Genomic DNA, 14083 nt, shown 5'->3' with positions numbered 1-14083 from the left:
TTCTCTACGAATCCCCGCCGGGTGTCGGGTCGTTGTCGTCGCGCGCCGCGAAGCTGCCCGTCACGGAGAGCTGTTCGCCGTCCGCCGTGGCCGTCATCGCGTAGCTGTCGTCCTTCGCGTCCCGGCCGCCGCGCTCATGGTCGTACTGCCCCGCGAACACCCACTCGCCCGCGCGGACCGTACGGCCCTCCTTGAGCACCCAGGTGTAGACGAGGAAGCCGTCCTTCTCCCCGACCGTCAGCGTGAAGTCGTCCTCCGGCAGCGAGCGCCAGGCGCCGGTCGAGGTGACCCCGCCGGTCTGTGCGACCTTCAATCGCACGGTGAGCGCGGTGAGTTGCCCGCTGGTGCGCAGGGTCAGATTGCTCTGCGCCCAGAAGTCGTTGCTGTGCGGGTCCACCGAGCCGTCCGACCACAGCGGGCCGTCCTTCTCGCTGGGCGGCTCCGGCGGGGCCGTGGGCCGCCGGGTCGGTGCCCCTGTCGTCCCCCGGGACGCCGGCGTCCGCTCCGGCGTCGGGTCCGTGGACGGGGCGGGCGGGAGCGGGGCGCGGCTCGTGGCGTCCGGGGACGGGGCGGGCGTCGGTGACGTGGCCACCGTCTGCCGCGGGCGGTCCTCCTTCACGGCGGACGCCACCGCGTAGCCGCCGACCGCGAGCACGCCGGCCACCGCGGCCGTCGCGGTCACCACCCGGAGCCAGCCGTACGCCGGCGGCCGGGTCGCCCGGTGGTCGGGGCGGGACTGCTCGGCCATGCCGCGCTCGACGCGGGCCAGGATCCGCTCGCGGTCGGGCTCGTGCGCCCCGGCCGCCTCGTGCAGCCGGGCACGCAGTTCGTCGTGCACGTCCCGCCGCATCATCGGTTCCTTCCTCGGGCGTCCCCGGCGCGGTCCCCCAGGCTCTCCACCGCGAGCGGGCGGGGAGCCGCCCCCAACGCCGCGGCGTGCACCCTGAGCGGAGCCTGCTGGGTTCCGAGCAGCCGCTGGAGCTCGGCCATCCCCTTCGAGGTCTGGCTCTTCACCGTACCGACGGAGATGCCCAGGGCGAGTGCCGTGTCCTTCTCGGACAGGTCGAACGCGTGCCGCAGCACCACACAGGCGCGTTTGCGGAACGGTAGTCCGCGCAACGCCTCCTGGACGTCGACGACGCCCGCGACGTCCGGGTTCTCCGCCTTCTCCTCGCGCTGCGACCAGAACAGGGCGACCCGCCGGCGTTCCCGGACCGCGCTGCGGATCCTGGTGCGGGCCAGGTTGGCCACGACCCCTCGGGCGTAGGCCGCCGGATGGTCGGCCGCACGCACCCGGTCCCAGCGGTGCCACAGCGCGAGCAGCGCGTCCGCCGCGAGGTCGTCGGCGGCATCCGCCTCGCCCGTCAACAGGTGCGCCAGGCGGGAGAGTTCGGCGTAGTGACGCTCGAAGAAGGCGTGGAACTCCACGGAGGCGGCGTCGTCGACGACCGTGCCCACGGGCGACCCCTCCTGCCTGCCGGTGGCGTGTGGACGGCGTGTGTTCCTCCGGCGATCATTTCGCGATCATCCGGGCGGGATCCGGAAGCGTAGCAGTGCCCAAAGGCCCTTCTTGTGCGGGGTGTCGAACGCTGTGTGGTACCTCGCACGTGAACAGCTCTGATTCCGTAACACGAAGAAAACCTGAAACCCGTTCAACGCGGGAACAATCCAGCCAGCATCCGCACACCGATCCGTCAGGCAACAAGGAGTTACCGCCATGTCCGAATCGCAGAAGGTGGCCGACCGGTCAAGTGCCCCACCGCCAGGGGGGAACGGCGTCGACCGGTACTTCAGGATCTCCGAACGGGGATCCACCTTCGCCCGGGAGATACGGGGCGGCTTCGCCACGTTCTTCACGATGGCCTACATCCTTGTCCTGAATCCCATCATTCTCGGCAGCGCGAAGGACAAGTTCGGCCACCAATTGGACGCGGTCCAACTCACCACCGCCACCGCCCTGGTGGCCGCCGTCATGACGATCATCATGGGCGTCGGCGGCAACCTGCCGCTCGCGCTCGCCGCCGGCCTCGGCCTGAATGCCGTCGTCGCCTTCCAGATCGCCCCGCTCATGGCGTGGGACGACGCGATGGGCCTGATCGTCCTCGAGGGCCTGCTGATCTGCGTGCTGGTGGTGACCGGGCTGCGCGAGGCCGTCATGCACGCCATCCCGCAACCGCTGAAACAGGCGATCAGCGTGGGCATCGGTCTGTTCATCGCGTTCATCGGCTTCGTCGACGCCGGGTTCGTCAGCCGGATCCCGGACGCCGCGAACACCACCGTGCCGGTCCAGCTGGGCGGCACGGGCCAGCTCACCGGGTGGCCGATCCTCGTGTTCTGCGCCGGAGTCCTGCTGACGATCGCGCTGCTCGCCCGCAAGGTGAAGGGCGCGATCCTGATCAGCATCGTGACGATGACCGTCGTCGCGATGATCATCAACTCGATCGCCGACATAAAGGCATGGGGCCTGACCACACCCGCGTGGCCCGACAAGCTGGTCGACACCCCGGACTTCGGACTTCTCGGCGACTTCAGCCTGTTCGGGGCGTTCGGCGAGACCACCGCCCTCACCGTCGTGCTGCTGATCTTCACGCTGGTGCTGTCGGACTTCTTCGACACCATGGGCACCGTCGTCGGCGTCAGCGCGGAGGCCGGTCTCCTCGACGAAGAGGGCAAGGTGCCGAACCTCGGCCGGGTGCTGCTGATCGACGGTGCCGCGGCGGCCGCGGGCGGAGCGGCCTCGGCGTCCTCGGCGACCTCCTACATCGAGTCGGCGGCCGGCGTCGGCGAGGGTGCCCGCACGGGCTTCTCCAACCTGATCACCGGCGGCCTCTTCGCCCTCGCCCTGTTCCTCACCCCGCTGCTCACCATCGTCCCGCTCCAGGCCGCGGCGCCCGCGCTGGTCGCCGTCGGCTTCCTGATGATGACGCAGGTCAAGCACATCGACTGGGACAAGTACGAGATCGCCATCCCGGCGTTCCTGACCATCGCCGTCATGCCGTTCACCTACTCGATAACCAATGGCATCGGCGCGGGCTTCGTCGCGTTCGTGCTCATCAAGACGGTGCTCGGGAAGGCCAAGGAGATCCACTGGCTGATGTGGGGGACCTCGGTGCTGTTCCTGGTGTACTTCGCGATCGACCCGATCGAGCAGATCCTCGGCGTGAAGTAAGCAGGTGAGGGCGCGCGAAAGGGGCGCGCCCTCACCTCACTTCTTCAGGGCCGCCTCCATGACGGCCTTGGCCACCGGCGCGGCCAGCCCGTTGCCGCTGACCTCCGAGCGGGCCGCGTCCGACTGCTCGACCAGCACCGCCACGGAGACCTCCTTGCCGTCGGCCTTGCCGTACGACGTGAACCAGGCGTACGGCGTCTTGCTGTTGTTCTCGCCGTGCTGGGCGGTACCCGTCTTGCCGCCCACCGTCGCGCCGGCGATCTGCGCGTTCGTGCCGGTGCCGTCCTCCACGACCGTCTGCATCGCCGACTGGAGCTGCTCGGCGGTCGAGGAGCTGACGATCTCCGTCGTGTCGGCCGAGTCGTCGTAGTTCTCCAGCGCGTTGCCGCCGCTGTCGGTGATCTGGGACACCATGTGCGGCGAGACCAGCTTGCCGTCATTGGCGATGGCGGCGGACACCATGGCCATCTGGAGCGGCGTCGCGGTGACGTCGAACTGGCCGATGCCGGACAGCGCGGTCTGCGCCTTGTCCATGTCCTTGGGGTAGACGCTCTCGTACGCCCGCACCGGCACGTCCTGCGACGCGTCGTTGAAGCCGAACTTCTCGGCCATCGCCCGCACCTTGTCCTGCCCAAGGTCGACGGCCAGGCTGCCGAAGACGTTGTTGCACGAGTACTGCAGAGCGACCCGGATCGAGGCGTCCTCGCAGGGGGCGGACGGGTTCTCGTTCGTCAGCTTGCTGCTGGAGTCCGGCAGCGGGTACGGATCCGGGCTGTCCGTCTTCTCGTCCACCGACGAGTACAGCCCGTCCTCCAGCGCGGCGGCCGCCACGACCAGCTTGAACGTCGAACCCGGCGGCAGCGGCTGGCGCAGCGCCCGGTTCGTCATCGGCTTGTCGGAGTCCTTGGTGAGCTGCTTCCAGGCCTCCGAGTCGCCCGTGGTGATCCGCGACGGGTCGTACGACGGGGTCGAGACGACCGCCAGGATCTTCCCGGTGGCCGGGTCGATCGCGACGGCCGCGCCCTTCTTGTCGCCGAGCGCGTCGTACGCGGCCTTCTGCACGTCCGGGTCGATCGTCGTGATCACGTTGCCCGGCTCGGACCGCTTGTTGGTGACCGTGTCCAGCACGCCCTTGAGCCGGTTGTCGGTGCCGTCCAGCAGATCCCGGTAGATCCCCTCCAGCTGGGTGGCGCCGAACGCCTGCGAGCTGTAGCCGGTCACGGCGGCGTACAGCGAGCCGTCCGTGTACGTCCGCTTGTAGGCGAGGTCACCGCTCTTCGTACGGGCCGAGCCGGTGATCGACTCTCCGCCCACGACGATGTTGCCGAGCGGCTCGCTGTACAGCGCGATCGTGTTCCGTCGGTTGTCCTTGTCGTCCGCGAGTGCCTTGCCGTCGTAGAACTGCACCCAGGTCGCCCTGACCAGCAGAGCGAACACCAGTAGCAGCGTGAAGACGGACGCCCGCCTGATCGTCTTGTTCATCCCACTTCCAAGGACGATCAGGTTGGGGGCAATCGTTCCCTTGCGCCCCGTTTTCTCATCGGGCGTTCATGAAGCCCGCCTCGTACGCGGCGATCACCGCCTGGGTGCGGTCCCGGGTGCCGGTCTTCGCCAGGACCGCCGCCACGTGCGATTTCACGGTGGCCGGACCGACCTCCATCCGCCGTGCGATCTCCGCGTTGGTCAGACCCTGAGCCATCAGCCGCAGCACATCGCTCTCCCGCCCTGTGAGCCGCGCCACCCAGGGCGGCGGCGCGGGGTACGCGCGCGCGTGCTCGGCCGCCAGGGCGCGTACCGCCGACGGGAACAGCAGGGTGTCGGTGTGCGAGACCAGCCGCACGGCCTGGACGAGCGCGTCGGCGTCCGACCGCTTCAGCAGGAACCCGGCGGCTCCGGCGCGCAGGGCGTCGTACACGTAGGAGTCGTTCTCGAAGGTGGTGACGACGACGATGCGGGGCGGGTCGTCGATGGTGGCCAGGATCTGCTCGGTGGCGCGGATGCCGTCGATCTCGGGCATCCGGACGTCCATGAGGACGACGTCGGGCCGCAGCTCCCGCACGACCGACACGGCCTCGGCCCCGGTCGCCGCCTCGCCGACCACCTCCAGGTCCGGCTCGGCGGAGAGGATGGCGCGCAGGGCGGTGCGCACCATGCGCTCGTCGTCGGCGAGGACGATCCGGACGGGCGGGCAGGTCGTCATGCGGGTCCCTTCATGGGCAGTCGTACGTGCAGCCGCCACGCTCCCTGCTCGGCGCCGGCCTCGGCCGTGCCGCCCAGCAGCCGGGCCCGGTCGGCGATGCCGCGCAGGCCGTGACCGCCGCCGGGACGGCAGGACGGAGCCCGCTCAAGCGGATTCCTCACGGTGATCTCCAGGTGCCCGTCGGCGATCCCGACGCTCAGGCTCACGCTCGTCGCGTCACCGGCGTGCTTGAGGGCGTTGCTCAGCCCCTCCTGGACGATCCGGTACGCCTCGCGGGACAGGACGGGCGGCAGGGCCTCCGGGTCGACGCCGACCGTCGAGGTCACCCGAAGCCCGCACGCGCGCGTGCGCCGCAGCAGACCGGCGAGGTCCCCGGCGAGGGTGGGCGCCGGGGCCGTACCGGGTGCGTCGCCGTCCCTCAGCACGCCGAGCACGGCGTCGAGTTCGCCGACCGTGCGCCGGGTCGTGTCCTCGATCGCGGCGAGCGCCTCACGGACGAACTCCGGGTCGGTGTCGAGCACCCGGCGGGCCGCGCTCGCCTGAAGGGTGACGGCGCTCAGCGCGTGGCCCACGGAGTCGTGCAGTTCGCGGGCGAGCCGGTTGCGCACGGCGAGGTCGGCGGCGCGTGCTTCGGCCGCCGCGAGCCGGTCCTCCGGCGCAGGACCGAGCAGTAGGGGCGCCCAGCGGGCCAGGAGCGTGCCGGAGACGGCCGCGCAGCCGGCCAGCGCAAGCATCGTCGCCACGCCCGCGACCGGCGCGAGCGCCAGCACCCAGGTGTGGTCGAGGGGCCCGGGCAGCTCGACGAGGGTGTCCCCGCCCAGCCACACCAGCAGCGGCAGTGCGGTCAGGAACCCGGCGAACGGCGGCACCGCCAGCGACATCCCCGAGATGATCCCGCCGAACCCGAGATGCAGCGTGAACCAGGCCGCCGCACGCCCCTTCGCCGCCCACGTCCGCGCGGGGCCGTGGGCCAGCCGGTCCGCCCCGATGCCGCACAGCGACCGCACGGCACCCGACTCCAGCGGCCGGGTCAGCGGGAACACGGCGGCGGTGACCGCGGCCAGGGGCAACCCGACGGCGAAGGACAGGAGTTGGAGCGGCAGGTCGTTGAAGACGTACCGGGAGTCCATGGCGGGGCCCACGACGAGCTGGCCCACGAAGACGTACGGCATGGCGAGCGCGCCGCCCAGGATCAGATGGATCCAGCGCAGCCGCGCCCGCCGGCCGAACAGCGGACGGAGCAAGTCGTTCACGCCGTACGACACTTGGCCCTCGCCGAGCGCTCCGCGAGGAAGTGGATGCCGAGGCTGGCGACGAGGATGCCGACGATCATCTGGCCAGCGTAGGTGAGGTTCATCAGCTGCGTCGGGCGGTCGGCGACGTCGTCGACGCCGCCCAGCGAGGCCAGCGACAGCCAGCCGCCCCAGCAGGCGACGGCGGCCGAGCCGACCCAGGCCAGGGCGAGCGGCACCAGGACGGGCAGGGTGCGTCCGCGGCGGAAGGCGAGCTGCCAGGCACCCGCGACGGCGGCGGCGAGGAAGACGACGTACACGACCTCCAGGACCTGGAAGTCGGCGGTCGCCTCGTCCGCGCGGCCCTCGCTGAGTCCGGCCGTGCCGCCGCAGGCCCACAGCAGGTGCACGGTGAGCGGGAAGAGCGCGAGGAGGCCGGCGCCGACGGCGGTCACCCGCTGGGCCGCGCCGAGGACGCCGACCGGCAGCTCCCACACCCGCCCCCGCCACAGCGGCGCCCAGCGGTCCCGGGCGTACAGCGCGAACAGCGCACCCAGCGCGAGCCCTTGCACGATGAACCCGCTGTACACGACGGCGAACACCCACTCGTCCAGGAAGGGCTCGCCCGCGGGTCCGCGATGGCCGCCCCCGCCGAACAGGCGCACGACGAGCTGGAGCGGGAACCCGGTCATGATCGGCGCGAGCAGGCCGGTGGCCACCCAGGCGGGGAGGACGAGCAGCCACGCCGGTACTCGCAGCCCCCACGGCCGGGTCAGCACCAGCGCGAGCACGATCACGGCACTGTCCAGCAGCACCGAGACGCCGTTGGCCACCGCCATCGACAGTCGGTGCTCCAGCAGCGGGCTGCCCGCCGGGATCCCGATGTGACTCCCGGCGATCCAGGCGGCCTTGAGCCCGAGATAGGGCACGCAGGAGACGATGGCGACGGCCCGCAGGAACCGGCGGGGTCGGCCGGGACCGACGGATCCTGCGGGGTCGGTGCCCGGGGTTGGAGCGAGCGTCTGCGTCATGCCCCAACGCTCCCGCGCGGCGGCCGGCGCGCACCTCCTGCGCGACGGTGATCCGTCTCCGCCGCGCGGGGGAGGCCCGCTCAGCCCAGCAGCGTCAGGACCAGCTCGTCGATCTCCTCGCCGCGCGCGTTCGCGAACCCCCGCGCGCGGGCCCTGACTTCGAAACCGCACTTCGTCAGCACCCGCAGCGAGCCCTCGTTGTCCGCCGCGGTCCGTGCGTACAGCGGGCGTTCGGGCACCTCGGTGAGCAGTCCGCGCAGGGCGGCCGTGGCCACCCCGCGGCCCCAGTACGCGCGGTCGACCCAGTAGGTCACCTCCCGCTCGCCGGGCTCCCCGTACACCGCCGCGCTCCCGACCACGTCACCGTCGGCCAGGATCGTGCGCAGCACGTCCGCGGAGGACCGGATCCGGCTCCAGTGCGCGTCGAACGCGTCCCGGTCCGCCGGGTCCTTGGGGGTGAAGGCCGCCATCCGCAGGGCCTCGGGGTCGTTCATCTGGCGGTAGAAGACCGGCAGATCGCTGTCGTGCACCTCGCGCAGTTCCACATCCATGGAGTCAGAGCCTACGAGTGGCCAGTGTCAGTCTGTCCCGCGCGTCGAACAACGCGTCCTTCACCATCTGTTCGTGCGCGGGCGTCAGCCGGGCCACCGGCACCGAGCAGCTGATCGCGTCGCGGGCGGGAGTGCGGTACGGGATCGCCACGCCGAAGCAGCGCAGGCCCAGGGTGTTCTCCTCGCGGTCCACGGCGAAGCCCTGCTCGCGGACCTGGTGGAGCTCCTCGATCAGCTTCTCGCGGTCGGTGATCGTGTTCTCGGTCAGCGCGGGCAGCGTCTCCGGGAGCATCTTGCGGACCTGCTCGTCCGAGTACGTGCTCAGCAGCGCCTTGCCGAGGGAGGTCGAGTGCGCGGGCAGCCGGCGGCCGACCCGGGTGAAGGGGCGCAGGTAGTGCTGGGACTGGCGGGTGGCGAGGTAGACGACGTTCGTGCCGTCCAGACGTGCCAGGTGGATGGTCTCCGTGGTGTCGTCCGACAGCCGGTCCAGGGTCGGGCGGGCCGCCGCGACCACCTCGTCGCCGTCGATGTACGAGGTGCCGACCAGCAGCGCCCGTACGCCGATGCCGTAGCGGGTGCCGGTCGCGTCCGTCTCCACCCAGCCCAGTTCGACGAGTGTGCGCAGCAGCATGTAGAGGCTGGACTTGGGGTATCCGACGGCCTCCTGGACCGCCGCGAGGGAGTGCATGCCGGGGCGCCCGGCGAAGTATTCGAGCAGTTCAACCGTCCGTACCGCGGACTTGACCTGCGCTCCGCCGCCCGTCTCGCCTGCCGACATCGCCCTTGACCCCTTCGTTCGACGGGAAATAGTCTCCGACAGCGTATTCATCATCAGAGACAGTGTTCAGTATATCGAACACCCCTGGTGGATGACCCAGTACTGCGGCATTACATGTGTGGAGGGACCCGCGGTGGCAGCAGCACCAGTCTGGAGTGTCGACCCCCGAACCGGGAAGCAGCGTGAACAGGTTGCGGTGGAGGCCACAGCCCAGGAGGTGGACACCGCCGTCCGCGCCGCGCACGAGGCCCGCGGCTCCCTCGCCGACCGCACGGTCCGCTCGGCGTTCCTGCGCTCCGCCGCCGACCGGCTCCAGGCGGCCAAGGACCAGCTCGTCGAGGCCGCCGACGCCGAGACCGCGCTCGGCCCGGTCCGCCTCACCGGCGAACTCGCCCGCACCTGCTACCAGCTGCGTGCCTTCGCGGACATCGTCGACGAGGGCGCCTTCCTCGACGTCGTCATCAACCACCCCGACGACACCGCGACCCCGCCGGTCCCCGACCTGCGCCGCTACAAGGTGTCCCTCGGGGTCGTCGCCGTCTACTCGGCGTCCAACTTCCCCTTCGCCTTCTCCGTCGCCGGCGGCGACACCGCCAGTGCGCTGGCCGCGGGCTGCCCGGTCGTCGTCAAGGCCCACCCCGACCACCCGGCGCTCTCCGAGCTGGTCGCCAAGGTGCTGCGCATCGCCGCCGCCGAGCACGGCATCCCGGCCGGTGTCGTCGGTCTGGTGCACGGCTTCGAGGCCGGCATCGAGCTGATCAGGCACCCGCTGGTCGCCGCGGCCGGCTTCACCGGTTCCGTACGAGGGGGCCGCGCCCTCTTCGACGCGGCCGCCGCCCGCCCGGTCCCGATCCCCTTCCACGGCGAGCTGGGCTCCCTGAACCCGGTCGTCGTCACCGAGGCGGCCGCGACCGAGCGCGGCGAGGCCATCGGCACCGGGCTCGCCGGGTCCATGACGCTGGGCGTCGGGCAGTTCTGCGTGAAGCCGGGCCTGGTGCTGGTGCCGTCCGGCGCCGCGGGCGACGGTCTGCTGAAGTCCCTCACGGACGCCGTCAGCGACACCGACGCCGGGGTCCTGCTCGACCACCGGATGCGGGACAACTTCATCGCCGGGGTCGCCGAGCGCACCGAACTGCCGGACGTGCAGTCGCCGGTGACGCCGGGCGCGGGCGGCGAGCACACGGTCAGCGCCGGGTTCCTGACGGTCGCGGCCGACAGGCTCGCCAGTGAGGGCGCCTACGACCTGCTCCTGGAGGAGTGCTTCGGTCCGGTCACGGTGGTGGCCCGCTACGACGACGACGCGCAGGCGCAGGCCGTGCTGTCCCGGCTGCCCGGCAACCTCACCGCGACGGTCCACCTGTCCGCCGAGGAGGCGGCCGGTGAGGGACGCGGCGCGGAGATCCTCGCGGAGCTGACGCCGCTGGCGGGGCGCGTGCTGGTCAACGGCTGGCCGACGGGTGTTGCCGTGGCGCCGGCCCAGCACCACGGCGGTCCGTACCCGGCGACGACGTCGACGTCCACTTCGGTGGGGGGTACCGCCATCGAGCGGTGGCTGCGGCCGGTGGTCTATCAGGGGGCGCCGGCGGCGCTGCTTCCTGCGGAGCTTCGGGACGAGAATCCGCTGGGGCTGCCTCGGAGGTTCAACGGGCGGTTGGAACGCTGAAAGGCCTTCCAGGGGAGTGCCGCGATCGGCCGTCGAAAGACTGCGGCAGCGTCGTGGCCGGTCGCGCAGTTCCCCGCGCCCCTCAGGGCGTTGCAGCGCGGCAGCACTGACCGTCAGCCCGTGTTCGACTCCAGGCCCGCGTCCCGGGCCAGGAGGGCTGCCTGGACCCGGTTGTCGCAGTCGAGCTTGGTCAGGATGCGGCTGACGTACGTCTTCACCGTGGCCTCGCTCATATGCAGGCGGCTGCCCGCGTCCGCGTTGGACAGGCCCTCGCCGAGCAGGGCCAGGACCTCGCGTTCGCGGGCCGTCAGGCCGGCCAGCCGACGGCGGGCCTCCTCGCCGCGCGCGGTGGCGGCGGGGGAGGCGAGGGTGTCCACGACGTGCCGGGTGGCGGCCGGGGAGAGATAGGCGTTGCCGGCCGCCGCCGCACGGACCGCGTGGATCAGCTCCTGCGGCGCGGAGTCCTTCAGCAGGAAGCCGGCGCCACCGTGGCCGAGCGCCCGCAGCACGTTGTCGCGCTCGCCGAACGTGGTCAGGATCAGTACCCGTACGTCCGGCGCGGCCCGCCCCATCTCGGCGAGCGCGGTCAGCCCGTCCATCACCGGCATCTGGATGTCCAGCAGGGCCACGTCGACCGCGGTGCTCCGTGCGGTCTCCACCGCTTCCCGCCCGTCCGCCGCCTCTGCGACGACGTCGATGTCGTCCGCCGAGGTGAGGATCATCCTGATGCCGGCCCTGATGAGCGGCTCGTCGTCGGCGACGAGGACCCGGATCACGCGGCCTCCTGCGCGGTGTCGGTGCGATGAACGGATGGCAGAGCCCCGTCATCATGCCCGATCCGGTCACGGGGGCGACCATGTGCCGCCGCTCGGAGCCTGTCCTCTCAGAGCTTGTCCTTGAAGCTCTCCTTCGCGACCAGCTTCCCGTCGCGGAAGCAGAACCGGTAGACGATGTCCTCGTCGAGGTCCAGATAGTGACGGCACTTCGCGCCCTCGGGCAGCGGCGGGCCCTGCTTCTCCTGGCCGTCGGTGAGCAGCGAACTGCCCTCGGGCAGCTCGGCCTTCACATCCGCCTCGGCGTCGCCGATCTTCGCGGAGTCGTACACGTCGGCCGATATCGTGCCGCTCTCCATCTCGTCCCACAGCGCCTTCAGCCCCCAGGCCCCGAGGGCGACCACGCCCGCGACCAGGACGACGGCGGTGACGACACAGCCGAGGGCGACCTTCTTCTTGCTGCTCATGATGGCGGCGAACTCCCCTTGCGGATCGGAACGGTCGATGACCGCTCCACCGTCGCCCGCCGCACCCTCGAAGGACTGCCCCCGAAAGTCGTCGCCCGCCGCGACGGAGGTCGCGCCCTCCGGGCCGGGCAGGCTCTCGCCGCCGCCGTAGGGCAGCACCCCGGCGAGCCGGAAACCGCCGTCGGGCGTGGGACCCGTGTGCACCATGCCGCCGACCAGCCGGGCCCGCTCCCGCAGACCCGCAAGGCCCTGGCCGCCGCTCACCGCGGGCGGGGACGCGGGCGCCCCGTCCGGCACCGGCCCGTTGGCCACCTCGACGACCAGGCTGTCCGGTTCGTAGCGCAGCGCCACCGTGATCGGGGCACCCGGCGCGTGCTTGTGCGCGTTGGTCAGCGCCTCCTGGGCGATGCGGTACGCCGCGTGGTCGGCGGCCGGCGCGAGGGGCCGTACGTTCCCGGAACGGTGCAGCTCCACGGCCGCGCCCGCCGCCCGTGACGAGTCGACGAGGCCGTCGACGGCGGCCGCCACCCGGGCCGGCGGGTGCTCGGCGTCCGCCGGGTCCGGCCGCTGCCCGGCCGCCTCACCGAGGTCGTCCCGCAGGATGCCCACCGCCTCGCGCAGCTCCCGCATCGCCGTCCGGGACGCCTCGCGCAGGATGCCCACCCCTTCCCGGTGCCGGTCGCCCAGCTCCGGGTCCACCTCCAGCGCTCCGGCGTGCACCGCGATCAGCGCGAGCTGGTGACCGAGGCTGTCGTGCATGTCCTGGGCGATGCGCTGGCGCTCCAGGAGCCGGGCCTGCCGTGCCACCATCGCCTGCTCGCGCACCAGTTGGGCGTTGTGCCGCCGCAGCGCGTCGAGCAGCGCGTGGCGTTGGGCGCGATAGCGGGAGGCCAGGCCCGGCACGATCACCAGCGCGAGGAACGAGCCCGCCGCCAGCGAGCCGGTGACGACCAGTGAGAACTGGACCTCCTCGTCGGGCGCCTTGGCGATGCCGACGACGGCGTACAGCACGAACCCGGCGGCGTAGGCGGCCAGCGCGCGGGAGGGGCGCATGATCCGGCTGCCCGCGGACCAGCTCGCGCACACCAGCAGCGGTACGGCGCCCGCCACCACCCCGGACATGGCCGACGCGACGAGCAGCACAGTCGCCGGCAGCGAGCGGCGCGCCAGCGACAGTACGGCGGCCGCGAGGGCCACGACGACGGTCCACGTGCCGAAACCGGGCTGGTCGTCGAAGAGGCCCGCCATCCCGCCGAGCACGAGGGCGAGCACGCTCTCGCCGACGATCCGTTTGCGGGGCCAGGGGGAGGCGGCGAGGAGCCGGGAGCGGAGCGGCCGGTCGGTGCGGGGTGTCTGGCTTACGTCCACGCGCAGACGATAGTCAGCGGCCCGGTGCCGCCCGCATCCCCCCTTCGGCGCGGTCCCGAACGACGAAAGTCGACACCGTCCCCCCGCCGGGTCCGTCATCTTTGGTCGCTGCGGACGTCGACTTACGGAGACTGCCCCGGGCGCGGGCGCGCGATGAGTATGGGTCCGCCGGACGAGGACGCCGGCGGCCATCGACACCGGCAAGGGGACAGGGACAGTGGACAGCGCGCGACCGCAGGCGAACGAGCGATTCACCATCCGGCAGAAGACCACGTTCATGATCAACCGGTACGTCGTGACCGAGACGCTGCCGGACGGCTCGGACGGCAAGGTCGTCGCCTTCGCCGAGCAGAAGCGGATGGCGCTCAAGGAGCAGATGACCTTCTACACCGACGAGTCCAAGGGGCGCGTGCTGTTCACCGCGAAGGCCCGCCAGGTCCTCGACGTCGGCGCCGCCTACGACGTGTGCGACGCGGCCGGCAACCCCGTCGGCACGTTCCGCAAGAAGTTCGCCGCCTCCCTGCTCCGCTCGACGTGGGAACTGGAGCAGCCGGGCTCGCTCGCCGCTGTGGGGACCGAGCGCAACCGCTTCGTGGCCGTGCTGCGCCGGGTCTGGGAGCTGCTGCCGCTCGACTTCGTGCCGTTCGCGTGGCCGTACCACTTCGACTTCGCCTCGGACGGGAAGCCGGTGATGAAGGTCGACAAGAAGATGGGGCTGCGCGACCGCTATCTGCTCGACGTGGCCTCGCCCGACCTCGACCTGCGCCTCGCCATCGCGCAGACCGTCGCCCTGGACGCCCTGCAGTCCCGCTGACCGGGACCCCCCTCGGGCGCGCGGTACGGGGGACGGC

13 protein-coding genes are annotated in these 14083 nt (G+C 71.8%); 3 read left to right on the top strand and 10 right to left on the bottom strand.

Annotated features, from left to right (window positions below; translation table 11 throughout):
• Nucleotides 1–4 precede the first annotated feature (4 nt).
• Complete coding sequence (locus PGH47_RS09970; protein ID WP_271663114.1) at nucleotides 5–853, bottom strand: hypothetical protein; 849 nt, start codon at nucleotides 851–853, stop codon at nucleotides 5–7.
• On the bottom strand, nucleotides 850–1458 hold the full coding sequence (locus PGH47_RS09965; protein ID WP_271663113.1) for a SigE family RNA polymerase sigma factor: 609 nt from the start codon (nucleotides 1456–1458) through the stop codon (nucleotides 850–852). The genes PGH47_RS09970 and PGH47_RS09965 overlap by 4 nt, the downstream gene beginning before the upstream one ends.
• 259 nt (nucleotides 1459–1717) lie before the next feature.
• On the opposite strand from PGH47_RS09965, the gene PGH47_RS09960 reads away from it, so the two are divergent.
• Entirely contained in the window at nucleotides 1718–3169 is a 1452-nt protein-coding gene (locus tag PGH47_RS09960; protein ID WP_271663112.1) for an NCS2 family permease, read from the top strand.
• Nucleotides 3170–3205: 36 nt separating this feature from the next.
• Here the strand turns inward: PGH47_RS09960 and PGH47_RS09955 are convergent, their stop codons facing one another.
• The 6 genes from PGH47_RS09955 to PGH47_RS09930 form a co-directional block, all read right to left on the bottom strand.
• Entirely contained in the window at nucleotides 3206–4651 is a 1446-nt protein-coding gene (locus PGH47_RS09955; RefSeq protein WP_271663111.1) for a peptidoglycan D,D-transpeptidase FtsI family protein, read from the bottom strand.
• Between the two features lie 55 nt (nucleotides 4652–4706).
• Nucleotides 4707–5369 (bottom strand): response regulator transcription factor, encoded by a 663-nt coding sequence (locus PGH47_RS09950; RefSeq protein ID WP_271663110.1) that lies wholly within the window; start codon nucleotides 5367–5369, stop codon nucleotides 4707–4709.
• Entirely contained in the window at nucleotides 5366–6622 is a 1257-nt protein-coding gene (locus tag PGH47_RS09945) for a sensor histidine kinase (protein ID WP_271663109.1), read from the bottom strand. The genes PGH47_RS09950 and PGH47_RS09945 overlap by 4 nt, the downstream gene beginning before the upstream one ends.
• On the bottom strand, nucleotides 6619–7632 hold the full coding sequence (locus PGH47_RS09940) for a hypothetical protein (protein WP_271663108.1): 1014 nt from the start codon (nucleotides 7630–7632) through the stop codon (nucleotides 6619–6621). The genes PGH47_RS09945 and PGH47_RS09940 overlap by 4 nt, the downstream gene beginning before the upstream one ends.
• An 80-nt stretch (nucleotides 7633–7712) precedes the next feature.
• The gene (locus PGH47_RS09935; RefSeq protein WP_126902268.1) at nucleotides 7713–8183 is read right to left on the bottom strand and encodes a GNAT family N-acetyltransferase; all 471 of its coding nucleotides are present in this window, start codon (nucleotides 8181–8183) and stop codon (nucleotides 7713–7715) included.
• A 4-nt stretch (nucleotides 8184–8187) separates the two neighbouring features.
• Nucleotides 8188–8961 (bottom strand): IclR family transcriptional regulator, encoded by a 774-nt coding sequence (locus tag PGH47_RS09930; protein WP_030956770.1) that lies wholly within the window; start codon nucleotides 8959–8961, stop codon nucleotides 8188–8190.
• 133 nt (nucleotides 8962–9094) lie between these two features.
• Between PGH47_RS09930 and PGH47_RS09925 the strand changes: the two genes are divergently transcribed.
• On the top strand, nucleotides 9095–10624 hold the full coding sequence (locus PGH47_RS09925) for an aldehyde dehydrogenase (NADP(+)) (RefSeq protein ID WP_271663107.1): 1530 nt from the start codon (nucleotides 9095–9097) through the stop codon (nucleotides 10622–10624).
• A 113-nt stretch (nucleotides 10625–10737) separates the two neighbouring features.
• Here the strand turns inward: PGH47_RS09925 and PGH47_RS09920 are convergent, their stop codons facing one another.
• Together PGH47_RS09920 and PGH47_RS09915 are read right to left on the bottom strand one after the other, a co-directional pair.
• A complete protein-coding gene (locus tag PGH47_RS09920; RefSeq protein WP_269641661.1) occupies nucleotides 10738–11400 on the bottom strand; it encodes a response regulator transcription factor in 663 nt (220 codons plus the stop codon).
• Between the two features lie 107 nt (nucleotides 11401–11507).
• A complete protein-coding gene (locus PGH47_RS09915) occupies nucleotides 11508–13232 on the bottom strand; it encodes a sensor histidine kinase (protein WP_271663106.1) in 1725 nt (574 codons plus the stop codon).
• Nucleotides 13233–13449: 217 nt separating this feature from the next.
• Between PGH47_RS09915 and PGH47_RS09910 the strand changes: the two genes are divergently transcribed.
• Nucleotides 13450–14046: a hypothetical protein gene (locus PGH47_RS09910; protein WP_271663105.1), complete on the top strand. Its 597-nt coding sequence runs from the start codon at nucleotides 13450–13452 to the stop codon at nucleotides 14044–14046.
• Nucleotides 14047–14083 lie beyond the last annotated feature (37 nt).

The organism is Streptomyces sp. HUAS 31 (assembly GCF_028198125.1).
GTDB lineage: Bacteria > Actinomycetota > Actinomycetes > Streptomycetales > Streptomycetaceae > Streptomyces > Streptomyces chartreusis.
This window is presented reverse-complemented; position numbering and strand designations above follow the sequence as displayed.

Bases quoted from the DNA above. Each gene is read 5' to 3' on its own strand.
- PGH47_RS09970 (WP_271663114.1), bottom strand. From the start codon at position 853: ATGATGCGGCGGGACGTGCACGACGAACTGCGTGCCCGGCTGCACGAG.
- PGH47_RS09960 (WP_271663112.1), top strand. From the start codon at position 1,718: ATGTCCGAATCGCAGAAGGTGGCCGACCGGTCAAGTGCCCCACCGCCA.
- PGH47_RS09935 (WP_126902268.1), bottom strand. From the start codon at position 8,183: ATGGATGTGGAACTGCGCGAGGTGCACGACAGCGATCTGCCGGTCTTC.
- PGH47_RS09930 (WP_030956770.1), bottom strand. From the start codon at position 8,961: ATGTCGGCAGGCGAGACGGGCGGCGGAGCGCAGGTCAAGTCCGCGGTA.
- PGH47_RS09955 (WP_271663111.1), bottom strand. From the start codon at position 4,651: ATGAACAAGACGATCAGGCGGGCGTCCGTCTTCACGCTGCTACTGGTG.
- PGH47_RS09950 (WP_271663110.1), bottom strand. From the start codon at position 5,369: ATGACGACCTGCCCGCCCGTCCGGATCGTCCTCGCCGACGACGAGCGC.
- PGH47_RS09940 (WP_271663108.1), bottom strand. From the start codon at position 7,632: ATGACGCAGACGCTCGCTCCAACCCCGGGCACCGACCCCGCAGGATCC.